The organism is Lawsonia intracellularis PHE/MN1-00 (genome assembly GCF_000055945.1).
Lineage (GTDB): Bacteria > Desulfobacterota > Desulfovibrionia > Desulfovibrionales > Desulfovibrionaceae > Bilophila > Bilophila intracellularis.
This window is the reverse complement of record NC_008011.1, coordinates 261,328-277,617: the sequence shown is the minus strand read 5'-3', so window position 1 is coordinate 277,617 and position 16,290 is coordinate 261,328. Positions and strand designations below refer to the sequence as shown.

16 protein-coding genes and 1 tRNA gene are annotated in these 16,290 nt (G+C 32.7%); 3 read left to right on the top strand and 14 right to left on the bottom strand.

Features of this window, described 5'->3' with window-relative positions:
- Window positions 1-23: 23 nt before the first annotated feature.
- The 10 genes from tkt to LI_RS01180 form a co-directional block, all read right to left on the bottom strand.
- On the bottom strand, window positions 24-2,033 hold the full coding sequence (gene tkt, locus LI_RS01225; RefSeq protein ID WP_015353698.1) for a transketolase: 2,010 nt from the start codon (window positions 2,031-2,033) through the stop codon (window positions 24-26).
- A gap of 20 nt (window positions 2,034-2,053) precedes the next feature.
- On the bottom strand, window positions 2,054-2,716 hold the full coding sequence (gene rpe / locus LI_RS01220) for a ribulose-phosphate 3-epimerase (RefSeq protein WP_015353697.1): 663 nt from the start codon (window positions 2,714-2,716) through the stop codon (window positions 2,054-2,056).
- 19 nt (window positions 2,717-2,735) lie between these two features.
- Complete coding sequence (locus LI_RS01215) at window positions 2,736-3,152, bottom strand: MerR family transcriptional regulator (protein WP_011526299.1); 417 nt, start codon at window positions 3,150-3,152, stop codon at window positions 2,736-2,738.
- Window positions 3,153-3,192: 40 nt separating this feature from the next.
- Complete coding sequence (pheT, locus tag LI_RS01210; protein ID WP_011526298.1) at window positions 3,193-5,604, bottom strand: phenylalanine--tRNA ligase subunit beta; 2,412 nt, start codon at window positions 5,602-5,604, stop codon at window positions 3,193-3,195.
- Between the two features lie 39 nt (window positions 5,605-5,643).
- A complete protein-coding gene (gene pheS, locus LI_RS01205) occupies window positions 5,644-6,681 on the bottom strand; it encodes a phenylalanine--tRNA ligase subunit alpha (RefSeq protein ID WP_011526297.1) in 1,038 nt (345 codons plus the stop codon).
- An 83-nt stretch (window positions 6,682-6,764) separates the two neighbouring features.
- On the bottom strand, window positions 6,765-7,118 hold the full coding sequence (rplT, locus tag LI_RS01200; RefSeq protein WP_011526296.1) for a 50S ribosomal protein L20: 354 nt from the start codon (window positions 7,116-7,118) through the stop codon (window positions 6,765-6,767).
- Between the two features lie 89 nt (window positions 7,119-7,207).
- A complete protein-coding gene (rpmI, locus tag LI_RS01195) occupies window positions 7,208-7,408 on the bottom strand; it encodes a 50S ribosomal protein L35 (protein WP_015353696.1) in 201 nt (66 codons plus the stop codon).
- Between the two features lie 79 nt (window positions 7,409-7,487).
- On the bottom strand, window positions 7,488-8,030 hold the full coding sequence (gene infC, locus LI_RS01190) for a translation initiation factor IF-3 (RefSeq protein WP_041817036.1): 543 nt from the start codon (window positions 8,028-8,030) through the stop codon (window positions 7,488-7,490).
- A 1-nt stretch (window position 8,031) separates the two neighbouring features.
- A complete protein-coding gene (gene thrS, locus LI_RS01185; RefSeq protein ID WP_011526294.1) occupies window positions 8,032-9,960 on the bottom strand; it encodes a threonine--tRNA ligase in 1,929 nt (642 codons plus the stop codon).
- 56 nt (window positions 9,961-10,016) lie between these two features.
- Window positions 10,017-10,092: transfer RNA gene (locus LI_RS01180), tRNA-Val, on the bottom strand.
- A gap of 137 nt (window positions 10,093-10,229) precedes the next feature.
- Between LI_RS01180 and LI_RS01175 the strand changes: the two genes are divergently transcribed.
- The 3 genes from LI_RS01175 to fliS all read left to right on the top strand — a co-directional run bounded on the left by LI_RS01175 (window position 10,230) and on the right by fliS (window position 13,315).
- On the top strand, window positions 10,230-10,487 hold the full coding sequence (locus tag LI_RS01175; RefSeq protein ID WP_113613266.1) for a hypothetical protein: 258 nt from the start codon (window positions 10,230-10,232) through the stop codon (window positions 10,485-10,487).
- 139 nt (window positions 10,488-10,626) lie between these two features.
- Window positions 10,627-12,711, top strand: a complete 2,085-nt coding sequence (fliD, locus tag LI_RS01170; protein WP_011526293.1) for a flagellar filament capping protein FliD — start codon at window positions 10,627-10,629, stop codon at window positions 12,709-12,711.
- A 31-nt stretch (window positions 12,712-12,742) separates the two neighbouring features.
- Window positions 12,743-13,315 (top strand): flagellar export chaperone FliS, encoded by a 573-nt coding sequence (gene fliS / locus LI_RS01165; protein WP_011526292.1) that lies wholly within the window; start codon window positions 12,743-12,745, stop codon window positions 13,313-13,315.
- Window positions 13,316-13,797: 482 nt separating this feature from the next.
- Here the strand turns inward: fliS and LI_RS01160 are convergent, their stop codons facing one another.
- The 4 genes from LI_RS01160 to ahbA form a co-directional block, all read right to left on the bottom strand.
- Complete coding sequence (locus tag LI_RS01160) at window positions 13,798-14,376, bottom strand: FlgO family outer membrane protein (RefSeq protein WP_015353695.1); 579 nt, start codon at window positions 14,374-14,376, stop codon at window positions 13,798-13,800.
- Between the two features lie 32 nt (window positions 14,377-14,408).
- Window positions 14,409-14,600: a hypothetical protein gene (locus LI_RS01155; protein ID WP_050812169.1), complete on the bottom strand. Its 192-nt coding sequence runs from the start codon at window positions 14,598-14,600 to the stop codon at window positions 14,409-14,411.
- Between the two features lie 81 nt (window positions 14,601-14,681).
- A complete protein-coding gene (locus LI_RS01150) occupies window positions 14,682-15,671 on the bottom strand; it encodes a FlgO family outer membrane protein (RefSeq protein ID WP_011526290.1) in 990 nt (329 codons plus the stop codon).
- Window positions 15,672-15,833: 162 nt separating this feature from the next.
- A complete protein-coding gene (gene ahbA, locus LI_RS01145; protein WP_011526289.1) occupies window positions 15,834-16,286 on the bottom strand; it encodes a siroheme decarboxylase subunit alpha in 453 nt (150 codons plus the stop codon).
- Window positions 16,287-16,290: the final 4 nt, after the last annotated feature.

Below are 16,290 nucleotides of genomic sequence, written 5' to 3'. Positions count from 1 at the left end.
AATTATTCATATGGTACTCATTACTATTTTTGTAATAAGTTTTTAGCTTTAGAAATAATATGTTCTTTTGTAAAGCCAAAATGAGAAAATAATATTTGGGCTGGAGCTGACTCTCCAAATGTGTCTATACCAACAACATCACCATCAAATCCAACATATTTCCACCAATAGTCAGTTATAGCTGCTTCAATTGCAATTCTTTTTCGAATAGTACTTGGAAGCACTAATTCTTTGTATTCTTTTGGTTGTGAATCAAAAATGGATGTACATGGCATAGAAACAACTCGAATAGCATACCCTTCTTTTTCTAATTGAATTGCTGAAGTTATAGCTAGTTCAACTTCTGAGCCAGTTGCAATAAGAATTAACTCTGGTGATTTTGTGGGTTCATATAAGATATATCCACCATATTGTATATTTGATATTTGTTCTTTTGTACGACTTTGATAAGTAAGTGGTTGTCTACTTAAAGTGATACATGATGTTTTTTGAGATTCAATAGACTTTTCCCATGCTATAGTTGTTTCTACAGCATCACAAGGTCTCCATACATTAAGATTTGGAATAAGACGAAGAGAACTGATATGTTCAATTGGTTGATGTGTTGGTCCATCTTCTCCAACACCAATTGAGTCATGGCTAAGAAGCCAAATAACATGCTGATTCATCATAGCTGAAAGGCGGATAGCAGCTTTTGCATAGTCTGAAAAAACTAAAAACGTTCCACCATAAGGAATAAATCCTCCATGAAGCGCTATGCCATTCATGATTGAACCCATAAGAAATTCACGAACTCCATATGAGAGATAGTTTCCATCATATGATAAATTGCAGATATACTTAGTGTGGCTATGGATTGTTCCAACTGAGCCAGATAAATCAGCAGAACCTCCAATAAGCTCTGGTAAGCAAGGAGCAATAATATCTAAAGTGTTTTTTGAAGCTACTCGAGTAGCTATAGCTATTTTATTTTGTTCTATTTCTTGTAAGTAAGATGTTGTTAGCGAATTCCAGCACTCAGGAAGTATGTGTTGTATTCTTCTTTCAAGTTCAGAAGAAAGTTCTGGGTATGTTGAACAATATTTTGAATAGAGTTCATTCCATTCATTTTCAAGCATAGTTCCTTTTTTACGGCAATCCCATGCTTTATATATTTGTTCTGGGATTTGGAATGGTTCTGACTTCCAGTGTAATTCTGTTCTAACAGCATCACACTCACTCTTTCCAAGTGGTGCACCATGTGAACTTTGACTATTTGATTTATTTGGAGAGCCATATCCTATGATTGTATTACAACAAATAAGTGTAGGTTTATCTGTTATACTTTTAGCAAGTATTATGGCAGAATCAATAGCTTCTGCATTATGGCCATCGATATTAGGAATGACATGCCAACCACAAGCATTAAATCGAGCAGGTGTATCATCAGTAAACCATTTATTAACCTTTCCATCTATAGAAATACCATTATTATCATAAAAAACAATAAGCTTTCCAAGGTGATGAGTTCCAGCAAATGAACAAGCTTCTTGAGAAATACCTTCCATTAGACAACCATCGCCCACAAAAACATATGTATAATGATCAATAATAGGAAAGTGTTCACGATTAAATGTTGTAGCTAATAAACGTTCAGCCATTGCCATACCAACAGCTACTGCTAAGCCTTGACCTAATGGGCCAGTTGTTACTTCTACACCTGGTGTACATTTATATTCAGGATGGCCTGGTGTTTTAGAGTGAAGCTGACGAAAGTTTTGAATATCATCTATTGATAAATCATAACCAGAAAGGTGTAATACTCCATAAAGCAGCATTGAAGCATGACCATTAGAAAGTATAAAACGATCCCTATTAATCCATTGAGGATTAGAAGGATTATGTTTAAGAAAGCACCGCCATAGTGATTCAGCAATATCAGCCATTCCCATAGGTGCGCCAGGATGTCCAGAGTTGGCTTTTTCTACAGCGTCTATTGTTAGGATACGCAAGACATTAGCTAATTCTTTACGAGATGGTATATTTTTTTCCATGAAGAGATGTTGTAAGAAGATTAAATGGTTAGACTATTGGCAACAGATTCAAATTGATATCGTTTCTCTGAGTAAGATTCTCCTACAAAAAATGAAGAACCACAAACAAAAACATCAGTTCCTGCATCTAGTAATGCTTTTGTATTAGATAAAGTTACTCCACCATCCACTTGAATAAGGATTGTTTTTTCTCTTTCATCAATCATCCTGCGTAAGTTGTATATTTTTTCATAAGTAGAAGAAAGGAAATGTTGTCCTCCAAAACCTGGATTGACACTCATAAGGAGAACTAAATCAATATCATCTAAAATATATTCTAGTACTGATAAGGAGGTAGAAGGATTTAGAGCAACACCAGCTTTCATTCCAAGTCGATGAATTTCAGAAACAACTCGTTGTAAGTGTATAGTTGCTTCAACATGAACAACAAGTAAATTAGCTCCAGCAGTATGAAAATTTGAAATATAACGTTCAGGAGATGAGATCATAAGATGAACATCAAAAAATAGAGATGAACAAGGACGAAGTTGCTGAATAACGTGTTGTCCAAATGTTATATTAGGAACAAAGTGTCCATCCATGACATCCCAATGCACCCATTGAAGTCCTGCAGCTTCTAATTCATGGAGTTCAGTTTCAAGGCTCCCTATTTTAGCAGATAAGAGGGAAGGCGAAAGAATCATAGTATAAAACTCTAGGGCTTTAGCAGGATAATGAAAAAGTTGAAGATTTGTTAAGTAGTTGTTTTATATATAAGAGTTCTTTTTCAACTGTTTTAATTGTATCTAATAATTTTTCCATTTCTTCTTTTTCTTTAAATATTGTTGTTTCGTTTTTAATCGACTTAGTTTCATTTTTGTTTTTTGTTTGTGGTGTTATCAGTAAAGCTGAGTCACCAGAAAGTACTCGACGTGCTCCTTCTATTGTTAGTCCTTGTTCATGCAGTAAGTATTTTAACCTGAAAAGAAGTTTTATATCTGTTTCTGAATATAAACGCTGCCCTTTTGGCGTACGTTTTGGAGAAAGTTGAGAAAATTCTGTTTCCCAATAACGTAAGATATAACTTTCAAGTTCAAGTATACGTGCTGCTTCACCGATTTTATATAATCGTTCATTCATTACGTACCTACCTCTAGATATCTTACATTGTCATTAAATATTATTCAAGTAATACATTAAATCTTATATTACATTGATTGGATAGTATTTCAGTGATTTTTTTATAAGCCAAATCAATTTCGCTATCCTTGAGTGTTTTTTTAGCACTTCTAAAAACGAAACGAAACGTACAATGTTGTTCTATATTATTAGGTCTAAATATATCTAATAAGAAAATGTTTTCTAATATAGGAATATCTATTAAGTCCATATAACTTTTTATGTTTGAGATAGAAGTATTAGAAGTAATAATAAGAGTCATATCTCTATAAGAAGATGGATAAATTGGTAATGGTTTAAATGTTATTTTTATATTTTTATATAAATGAGCTAATGTTTCTAAATCAAGCTCAGTAATCCATATTTCTTTATGGGTATGGCAATTTTTTGCAATATGTTGAGATATACAGCCAATATATCCAATTTTTTTCCCATGGATAAAAAGATCAACTCCAGGGTTAAGAAATGCATAAGTATCAGTTTGTGAAGTAGTCAGGGGTGGTAAATGTAAAAAAGTTATAAAGTGTTCAACAATACCTAAAAGATCTAAATAAGAGGCGCTAGTAGAAGGTTGAGGCCAACCTGTATCAAATAAATCACCATGCATAACTATGCCTAGTTTTAGGACTTCTTTTGCTGTTGTTTCTGATATTGCTTCAAATGTATATGTATTAGCAACTTCAAATAATCTTAATCCAGTATTTCCATGAGCTACATTATATTTCACATTGTTTAAAAGACTAGGTATAAGTGAGGTTCTAAGTACATTTTGCTCTTCTGTAAGGGGATTGTATATAATAAGTCTAGTATTATTAGAAAATTTAAGCAAATCTAACTCGTTATTTCCTATAAAACTATAATTTTCAGTTTCATTAAGTCCTATTCCACAAGCCCAATGTTTAACTTTTGTAATAAACTGATACTGAGATTCTGGTAATCCTATGTCATTTAGTGATTTATAAATACATGGAAGTTCTTCAGGTATAGTATTTAGTCCATAAAATCGAAGTAGTTCTTCAATAAGATCTACAGAATGTTGAATATCTTTTCTCCAACTTGGTATAGTAATATCCCATATATTACAGTTAGAAGTGTCTATTTCAAAACCAAGTTGTGTCAGTGTATTGATACAGAAGTTAGAAGGAATAGAAGTACCTGTTACTTTTTGTATGTTTGATGTATCAAGTTGGATAATAGGTTGTTTATAAGGTGTAGGTTCATAGTGAGCATTACCTATCTTGACTTCTCCACCACTTGTATCAATAATCATTTTAATGGCTTTATTAAGAGCATACATCGCTCCAGATGAATCAACACCTCTTTCAAAACGATAGGAAGATTCAGTAGAAATACCAAGCCGTCGAGCTGTTTTTCTAATTATACTGGGATTAAATACTGCACTTTCAATAAGAATATTTTTTGTTGCTTCTGTTACTTTTGAGTTTTGACAACCCATAATACCAGCTAGTGCAATAGGTTTAGTATCATCATAGATAATTAAATCAGATGGAGTTAATGTATGATTTTTTCCGTCAAGAGTACAAAGTATTTCTTCTTCTTTTGCTAAAGAGATATATGTTGTATTACCTTCAATAAGATCTTTATCAAAGGCATGAAGTGGTTGGCCTAATTCTAGTAAGATATAATTTGTGATATCTACAACATTAGAAATAGGACGAATACCCATTGAGTGAAGTCTATGGCGAATATGTAAGGGTGATTTTTGTACGGATATATTTTCAACTAAACGTAATAGATATGATGAGCATACTTTTTTAGAAGAAACATGGACAGACCAATTTTTTGAAAAATCAGGCTCTACTTCTAGGAAATGGATAGGTTGCTGAGGAAATAACGGTAGCCCAAATGCAGTAGAAATTTCTCTTGCAAGTCCTAAAATAGATAAACAATCTCCTCGGTTTGGTGTAATACTAATTTTTAGAATTTCTGTATCAAGATTTAAAGCATTCACTAGTGATGTCCCAACAGTTAGTTCTTCTGGAAGAACTAAAATTCCTGAATGATCATCTGTAAATTCTAATTCTTTTTCAGAACATATCATTCCAAAAGATTCTATGCCCCGTAATTTAATTTTTTTTATAATGGTACCATCAGGCATAGTAGTACCAATAGTAGCTACAGGAACTTTTTGACCTGTAGCTACGTTTGGAGCACCGCATAGAACATGTAGTAATGTTTCTTGACCAATATCTATAGTACAAATAGAAAGTTTGTCAGCTTCTGGGTGTTTTTCACAATGAACAACTTTTCCAACTATAATGGATTGAATGTTATTATATGGTGTTATGATATCTTCAAGCTCAAATCCAAGCATTGTTAGTCTATTACCAAGCTCTTGAGCAGTTCCTTCATATGGAACAAATTCACGTAACCAGTTTAAACTTAATAACATTTTGTGCCTTTCATATCACTTATACTATCTAGCTTATATTTACATAAATTGACGTAGAAAGCGTAGATCGTTTTCAAAAAATATTCTTAGATCTTCAATGTGATATTTTAACATTGCTATTCTTTCAACACCAAGTCCAAAAGCAAATCCAGAGTATATATTATGATCATATCCTACAGACTCAAAAACTTTTGGATGTACCATCCCACAGCCAAGGATTTCAATCCATCCACTTCCTTTACAAATACGACAAATTTCATTTTTTACATAGCCAGTATTATTGCAAGGGTGACATGAAATATCCATTTCAGCACTTGGCTCTGTAAAGGGGAAAAAACTTGGACGGAATCGAATTTTTATTTCAGCGCCAAAAATTGTTTTTAGAAATGCTGTTAATGTACCACGTAGATGTGACATAGATATATTTTTATCAACAACAAGCCCTTCTATTTGATGAAACATAGGTGTATGAGTAACATCAGAGTCTCTACGATATACTCGTCCAGGAGCAATAATTGCAATTGGAGGTTGTTTTTTTAACATGGTACGTATTTGAATAGAAGATGTATGTGTACGTAATAGGATAGAATCAGAAATATAAAATGTATCTTGCATATCTCTTGCAGGATGTTCCGATGGTATACCAAGTGCTTCAAAGTTATGATATTCTGTTTCTACTTCGGGACCTGTTGCTATAGTATATCCTAAGCTAGTAAATACTGAACAAATTTCTTCTAAAACAATTGTAATTGGGTGTAGTGTTCCATACCAAGGTCGTTTCCCAGGAAGGCCTGCATCAAAGTTTTGTATACGATTAGTAGTTGTTAGAAAGTCAAGCTGAGTTTTGTATTCGTGAATAAGTTGAGTAAGTTGATTCTTTACACTATTTGCAGTTTCTCCAACTACTGGCCGTAGTGAAGTATCTACTGAAGGTATTTTTGACATAAGTGCAGCAAGTTGCCCTTTTCGTCCTAAAAAAGCTACTCTTATTTGTTCAATATGTTCTAATGAAGACGCCTGTTCCAGATTTTTTTTAATTTCTGGTATCAGGCGTTCAAATTCCTTAATTAGGTCCATTCAATTAACTTTTTATATCTAATTTGATAACTATTACTTTATTCTTTAACTACTTTTGTTAATAAGTAATATTGTTATTATAATTAATGAACTTGATTTTTAGCAATTTCTACTAGTTTAGCAAAGTCTTCTTTTTGTTTAACAGCAAGCTCTGCAAGTATCTTACGATTCAACATAATTCCAGCTTGAGATAATCCTGCCATCATTTTAGAATAAGAAAGACCATGTTCACGAGCACCAGCATTAATACGTAATATCCAAAGCTTACGGAATTCACGTTTTCTTTGCTTTCTTCCAATATATGCATAAACTAATGAGCGTTCTACAGCTTCACGTGCAGTACGATACAGCCGACTACGTCCCCCACGAAACCCTTTTGCCATTTCTAAATATTTTTTATGTCGACGATGGGCAGAAAACCCTCTTTTTACACGCATGATAATTCCTTTATTTCTTTACTATCTAAAAGTAAACTAAAAAGTGATCTACTTGTGATATAAATGTATCATAAACCATTAAAACAGAACTAACAATCATATGGCATCATACGACGAACTGCTTTAACGTTACTTGGAGCTAGAATAGTAACTTGCCCTAGCTGCATTTTTCGTTTAGGTGATTTTTTTGTAAGGATATGTCTAAGGTTTTGTCTACGGCGTTTAAACTTACCACTTCCTGTAGAAGAAAAACGTTTTGCTGCAGAACGTCTTGTTTTTAGTTTGGGCATAATATCTTTTCTCCTAATGAAATCAAAATATGTTTAGTTGTATTATAGTAACTATATGGTTTATGAGTTATAGTCATATTTATACAGCTTTTTTAGGCAAGGGGGCAAGTAACATTTGAAGTGTACGTCCTTCGGCTTTTGGCTCCTGCTCTACCTTCCCTACTTCTTTTGTCTCAAGTATAATTCGTTCTAAAATTACAATTCCTCTATCCTTATGTACAATTTCTCGTCCACGGAAAAAGACTGTAACTTTAACACGATCACCTTCTTCTAAAAAACGTTTAATATGTCGAACTTTAGTTTCAAAGTCATGTTCATCAGTTTTTGGACGAATTTTAATTTCTTTAATTTGGACTATTGTTTGGCGTTTTTTAGCTTCTTGTTTCTTTTTTTGTGCCTCATATTTAAACTTTCCATAGTCCATAATACGACATACAGGTGGATCTGCTGTTGCTGCTACTTCAACAAGATCAAGGCCATGTTCTTTAGCAATAGCAATAGCTTGATTACGGTCTAAAATACCAAGCTGCTCACCATCTGGTCCAATAACCCGCACTTCTCGAGCAAAAATTTGCTCATTACGGCATACTCCATCTTGGGAAACCTCTCTACGAGGTTTAATATTAAGAGAAGCGATAATTCATCCCTCCACGTTTGAACGGTTGTATACAGTCATTTTCAACAAGTTTAATAAACTCTGTAACTGACTGCATACCAATATTTTCTCCTGTTCGCAATCGTACATTTACACTTTCTAATTCTAATTCTTTCTGTCCGATAACAAGAATATAAGGAATTTTAGCAAGTTGTGCTTCGCGAATTTTAAAACCTAATTTTTCATTACGAATGTCTAGTCCTACACGAATACCTACATCCTGTAGTTGACTATAGACATGTTTTGCAAAAGGTGTTTGTGCATCAGTAACAGTTAATATTTTTACTTGTATAGGTGTTAACCATGTGGGGAAAGCACCTGCATAATGTTCTGTTAATATACCAATAAAGCGTTCTATTGAGCCAAAAATAGCTCTATGAATCATTACAGGCTGATGACGTTTTCCATCTTGACCTACATATTCTAACTCAAAACGCTCTGGCAATGTAAAGTCACATTGTATTGTTGAAAGTTGCCATTCACGACCAATAGCATCAGTAACTTTTATATCAATTTTAGGCCCATAAAATGCTCCATCTCCATGGTTAATAGAGTATGGAAGATTTATTTTTTCAACTGCTTGAATTAAAGCAGAAGTAGCAAGTTCCCATGCATAGTCAGAACCTATGCTTTTTTCAGGCCTAGTTGATATAACAATATGGTAATTAAAGTCAAATAGTGACATAAGGTCACGGACAAAAGTAATAACTTGAATAATTTCTTCTTCAAGTTGTTCGGGCATACAAATAATGTGTGCATCATCTTGTGTAAACTGGCGAACTCTTAAGAGTCCATGTAATACACCAGATTTTTCATGGCGATGAACTACACCTAGTTCAAAATATCTTTGAGGAAGTTCACGATAACTATGAAGATGTGTTTTATAAAGAAGCATGTGAGAAACACAGTTCATAGGTTTTATCCCATAAACATCTTCTTCAATTTCCGTAAAATACATATTTTCTTTATAATTTGTATAGTGACCTGATTTTTCCCAAAGTTCTCGTCTAAGTAATTGAGGACCTTGTACGAGTTGATATCCTCTTTTTAAGTGTTCTTTACGTAAGAAGTCTTCTAAAATAGTACGTAATAACATCCCATTAGGTTGCCAAAAAACCATTCCTGGAGCAATGTCCTCATGAAATTCAAATAAATTAAGCTCTTTACCTAACTTCCGATGATCACGACGTTTAGCTTCTTCTAGTTGTGTTAGATATGTTTTTAATAATTTTTTATTAGGAAATGCTGTAGCATAAATACGAGAGAGCATCTGATTATTTTCATTACCTCTCCAATAGGCACCTGCTACTGAAAGTAGTTTAAAAGCTTTTATAAAATTTGTGTTTGGAACATGAGGACCTTTACAAAGATCTGTAAAGTTTCCTATTCGATAAAGTGTAATATTACCATCTTCTAAGGAGTTTATTATTTCGACTTTATAATTTTCATGAAGAGAAGAAAAAAATTCTAGAGCTTCAGCTTTACTAATTTCAATACGCTCAAAAGGAATAGATTCATTAATAATACGTTGCATCTCAGCTTCAATAGCAGGAAAGTCTTCTGGGGTAAAAGGACGTTCTGCATCAAAGTCGTAATAAAAACCATTCTCAATAGAAGGACCAATAGATATTTTTACTGTAGGAAAAAGATTTTTTACAGCAGCAGCAAGGATATGTGCTGCTGAGTGACGTAACATTTCAAGACCATCTTCTGAATCAATAGTGATAGGTATAACTTCTTTTGTTATGGTAGGAAGAGGTGTAAAAAGATCTATTATTGAGCCATTAATGTTGTAACCAACAATATTTTTTGATTCTTCTTCTTTTAAACCTGATTCATTAATATATGTTAATCCTTCAGTCATAGTAAGATGATTTTTATTTATATCACTCTGCATAACTATTACCTTAATTGAAGGTTAACTTATCTTTTTACTTTAATAATGGAAGTATATGGTAGGCACGAGCAGACTTGAACTGCTGACCCCTTCCATGTCACGGAAGTGCTCTACCGCCTGAGCTACGCGCCTATGTTATTGAAGAAATATTTCTATCGCTATCCAATAATACTGTCAAGATATCTCTATAATATTTTGATGCTACTTGCCAAAAAACATTATAATACATACTGTTAGGGTAGTCATTCATTATAGGTAAAGGAATAATTATGTCAGATAACATATCTAAAAAAGTAGCAGCTCGTATTGAAGAACTTTTATATGAGCAGCTTGAAGAACTTGGAGAAGATCCAAAGAATCTATCACCACATACTATATCTGAATATATGCATTGTGAGGTTTATCCTGATCATTCAATGGTATATAGCTGGAAAGATTTCCCTATATTGAGAGTAATTCCTGAAAATACACCAACAGGTACACGTTGGAGAATGTTTACTCGAGAAGAAGATACACTCCTCCATTAAGTATTTTTCTTTTAAAATGCATTTTTTTCTTTTTCATGTCTAAACATAAAAAAAGTTTTTCCGATAAAGAAAATAACATTTGGCACTTTATTTGCTGAATAGGATCATATAGGTAAAATTTTTTTGTAAGGACAAAACTATGGCGGATTATCTTTCAGGAGGAATTTCTTTTGGAGGAATTGGTAGTGGAACCGATTTCCAAGCTATGATTGATCAACTTAAGAAAATTGAGCTTATTCCTAAAAATAGACTTGTAGTTTCCCATGAACAATGGACAAAAAAATATAAAGCATTTGAAGAGCTTATAAAAACAGTTAAAGATACTGAAGCGTCTTTAAGTAAGCTAAGTTCTGTTGGTGCTATTTTAAAAAAAGAAGGTTCTGTTTCAAATACTTCTGTTGCAAGCGTTAAGGCAAGTTCTGATGCATCTGATGGAACACATACAATTGATGTGAAACAGCTTGCAACAAACACGATTCTTTCTAATAATCATATTTTTGATTCTAAAACTGAAAGTATTAATAATACAGGTTCACCTGGTATCTTTGCTTATGAGTATAAAGGGGAACTACATGAAGTTGAAGTTCCTCCAGGTAGTGATCTTGAATATCTTGCAACATTAATAAACAAAGATTCTAATAATCCTGGTGTTAAAGCAAACCTTATCAAGACTGGCGATGGCTATATGTTTAGTCTTGAAGGAACTGAAACTGGTGCAAATGCGACTTTATCTATTTCAAATAAGACAACGCTTCCAGACTTTAAAGCATCTGTTGCTACCAGCAGTGCATTAGCTAATGGTGAAGATACAATTATTAATACTTCAGGAACAACTCAACAATTTTCTTTTGAATACAATGGAAGAACATTTACTTTCGATATTCCTTCAGGAACAACAGCAAAAGAACTCCAAACAGCTATAAATGAAAATACAAAAAATACAGGAGTACGTGCAACTTTTGAAAAACATGGCTCAGATATAGTATTGCAATTAGAAGGAACAGTTCCTAATCAACAAGTTAAAGTAACCGCTAGCCCTACTGATCTTGGAAGTTTCACATCTTCGGGTCAAGCAGGCTGGAATAAACGTGATTCTCAAGATGCTATTTTTAATATTAATGGTTGGGACCAAGAACTTACATCTTCTACAAATGAACTTACAGAAGTTATCCCAGGACTTCAAATTACACTACTTTCCGAAGGGAAAACACAAATTACAATTCAGACTTCTACTGACGAAGTAAAAAAACAAGTTGAGAAAGCAGTAGAGTCTATAAATAATGTTCTTTCCAAAATTCAAGAGTTAACTAAAGCAACAGCTGAAGACAAAGATGATAGTAAAGACACTTCTAGTTCTTCAAGTAAAATTCCATCATATTTACAAAGTCCTACAAAAGTGAAGGCTGGACTATTTACAGGTGATACTGGCATACAAATGCTTAGTACTAGACTTAAGTCTATCTTTTCTTCTAATGGTCTAGGTTTTTCTCCTAAACAAACACAAGATGGTCCAGGGGATCTATTTTCATCACTTGCTTCAATTGGTATTGTCGTAGATGCTGATGAGGGTAGTGAAACTTTTGGACAACTTAAAATTTTAGATAGAGAAACAATTGGTCCTGATGCACCTTATACAACTCTTGATGAGGCATTAAAAAAAGATCCACAAGCAGTAGCAGATATATTAGCTGGTAGTTCTGGAATATCTGATTCAACAGATTTTTCTTATCAAGATCATATTGTTGGAAAAACACAAGCTGGTACATATGATGTAAAGTATTCTGTAGATGCAAGTGGTACTATAGGAGACGTTTACATTGGAGGTGTAAAAGCTTCTCTATCTGATCCTGCAAAAAATATATATACGGTCACATCTGGTCCTGCTACAGGTCTTAGTATAGCAGTTAATAATCGTACTCCAGGTATCAATGTAGAAAGTACTGTAAGAGTCAAACAAGGTAAACTTAGCCAAATACAAGAAGCACTTAAAGCTGAAGTACAGCAAGATCCTTTAAAAGAAAACACAGGTCCTTTAATTATCATGCAAGATAACTATAAGGATGTTATGAAAAATCTTGAGACAAGAATAGAAAAAGAAACACAAAGAGTTACTAGTTGGGAACGTATGATGCGTTTAAAATTTTCTAGACTTGATGCTGTATTAGCAAAATATAATCAGATGATGTCAGCAAATGCTTCTAGTTTAGGGCAACTTGGTGCATAATACTTTTTTTAGCATCTAGGAGAAACTTGTTATGATTAAGGGAACTCAGGCGTATGTAGAAGCTCAGTTTAATACGACTGGTCAAGGAGAAGTTCTTCTTCTTTTATATGATGGTGCAATAAAGTTTCTTAATCAAGCTAAAGAGAAAATTTTAGAGAAAGACTTTGGTGCAAAAGGGATACTTATTTCTAAAGCACTTGATGTTATTAGTGAGTTAGAATCATCATTAAATATGAATCTTGGAGGAGAAATTGCAGAAAATTTGCATAATCTCTATGTCCTTTGTACTACTCGACTCCTTCAAGCAAATCTTAAGTTAGATATCAAGTTAATAGATAGTGTCATAGATGTTCTTGCAGGCTTACGTTCAGCATATGCTGAAATTCTTAATACACCTGAAGCAAAAGCTGCAGCTGCTGAAATTGCATCTAAGTTATCAGTATCCCAACAAAGTAGTGGTTCTCCTGTACCAATTACAAGGACACAACATCCTACAGGAGCAAGTAAATCATTGGCCCAGTCTGCTTATAAAACACAACAAATTACAGGTACACAAGCTCAAGTAGCTGCTCAACACAAAGCTCAAGAAGAATTAAATAAATAAAAGGAACTTACAATACCTTCCCCATCTACTACAGGACTAGCTTCACGACGTGTGACATCAACATATGGTAAGATATCACAAAATAATTAACATGTGATTTATAGGTGAAGTAAGCTTTGAAAGATAACATATAGCGTTACCTTGCAACTATATAATATAACTATATTTTTAGAAAAAATTTTTAAAAAATGTATACATTTTTTAAAAGATATAGGCTTGTTACTAGATATTTAGTAAAATAATTATATACTTTTTATAAAGTATTATTTTATTATCTTCTCTTTAATTATAAAAATTAATTTTACCTAATAATTATATATAAAAATTACTTAGACTTTTTATAGTCTAGCTATATAATATATCAATTGTATATAGCTACTATAAATATAGTGTTATTTATATTTTAATTTTATAGAAATAAGTAATACTATGACAATAGAAAATTAATATATTATTTATATTGGTAATTGATGAAAAAATATTTATTGTAGTTTTGTAGTTACACTTGGTGTTCCAGGTTTAGTATTTTTATCTACTAATAATGGATAAATTTCTTTAGTAATTGGTATTGTTGTTGACGCTGTGGCTAAGACATCATTTGTTGGTATATGTAATAGTTTTATATTGAATCTAACATTCTTTTTTGTAACAGTGTAGGTTCCTGTAAGTATAGCTACTGCTTCTACTTGAGTTGTTGCAAGCTGTGATGGGTCTTGAGTAAGAATTTTAGGACCTGTTTTATCTATAATGATTTTACTAGCTTTGCGTATTTCTGTGACAGAATATCCATTTTGAACTAAACACTTTGTAATCTCTTCCGCCAGTTGTCTTGCTAAAGGGCTACTTTTTGATAAATCTTCAAGAAGTACAGCTGGGGTTACCACAATAGATATAGAGGATTTATTATAAAGATTATTTCCAATTCTACGAAGAAGTTGAGCATCTAATTGTTCACTTATTGTTACAGCAGCAGTAGGGATTGTTCCACTAGTAGTAGCTAATACTTTATTGGGTAAAAGGAAAGTTATACTAAAAATAAAAATAAATAGTAATCGGAACATAATAATAACTCCCGATAACATATGAAGAATATTCAACGCATAGCTTCTATCATTCTGTCTACAGCTTTTATTTCAAGTTGAAGAGTTTTTTGAGATTGAGGTTCTCTTGCTCCAGCTAAAGCCAATATATAGTATTGTCTAGCAAGTTCATACCGTTGTTGTCTTTGATATTCTCTAGCAAGATGCCAATTATGGAGTGTTTCTGAAGACTCTGGAACATACATAATTTTTGTACACCCTACATTTATTGTAATAATACAGATACACAGTAAGAATAACAACCTATGCATAATCTTCTCACTTTATTATAGATTATTAGGCATCCCAGGAACTGGAGGAGATATTGTTGCTTTTGAGCTACTCTCTTCTAGAGAGTTAGACTGTATCTGTTTAGTTATCTTATTATTATTATTATTATTATTATTATCTTTTTGCTCAAGCTGATTATTCATTTCTTGTGTATCTTGAGCAAGCTGAGTTTTCACAGAAGGCTTAACTAGTTGTTGTTCTTGTTGAGAAGAACTAGTAGGGTTAAATTTAGATATAGATGTATTATTTTCCTGTGGTCCAATATATAAGATACCTGAAGATAATGGTGGCGATATCATATTTGAAAGTAGTGCATTTTGTGGAAGAACAATTTGAGCGGTACGTAATACCATTCCATCTTTTGCTCTTACAAGTCTTACATTAATAAAAACAGCATTGTTTTCTCTTAGGTATGTTCCAACAAGAATTGCAGCCCATTGTTGCTTAACAGATAGTGCTGGTAGATTTCTTTGAAGAGAGAATTCACCTCCGACTGATTCACTCATAGAAATTTTAGTATCTATTCTATATTCTTTAATAGGAAATCCTCGTTGATTGAACTCATAAATCATAGCTTCTGACATATAGCGACCCAATGGACTTGATTCTGAAAAATTATTCAAATTAACAAAAGAAGTTGGTAATGCTATTAGACCAATCAAAGAACTACTGTCTTGTGTATCAAGAAGTTGTGATGCAAGCTCTCTTACTTTTAAACGTAACTCTTGAGCTTGAATAAATGCTTCATTCGGACCTTGAGGATTTGAGCCAGGTATCCATATGGATCCACCTTTCCCATCTGGTATAAACATACCATTATCAATTTTTTCAGCTTTAGCATTATTCCCAACATTATTAGAATATTCAATAACAGCACCATCTATATATGGATATTTCTCAGAAATTTTATATGAAGTACATCCAATACATACACTAATCACTAATGTTATGAATAAATGTATAATATTTTTAAAGGGATAATGCATAGTTACTCCTTATTAAAAATATCTCTTAATGATAATTATGATAATTAATAGTTAGTTATCTTATTATCTCCCAAAAGTTTAAGAGTTTTTTATGTATCATAAAAAAATGCTCCCTACTACTAGAGAGCACCTTTATATTTATTGATATTATTGATAATTAATTTATTCATCATCCATACGAAAGTCTACACGAATTTTATACATACGAGTAGCAGGTAAATTGAGAATTTTTATACCTGTTCGCTCTGTTACACCATCAAGCGTTGAACATACTTCTTCCCATGAAGGACCTATTAATGTAAACCAAACATTATAAACATGATCTCGTATATAGTTATGAGTAACTCCTGGAAGTTTATTGACTTCAGTTGTAAATAATTCCATTTTTTCATCAGGTACTTTTGCTGCACATAATGTGGATCGAAAACCTAATTTGGAAGATTGAAAGTTAGCACCTAATCTACGGATAATTTTTTTTCCTTTAAGAGCTCGTACTCTACTTAATGCTTCAGCTTCAGTTATTCCAAGTTTTTCTCCAATCTCAGCATAAGGCCTTGGAACAATAGGAAATCCTGTTTGTATAATATCTAATAGTTTTTTATCAATATTATCCATAGGA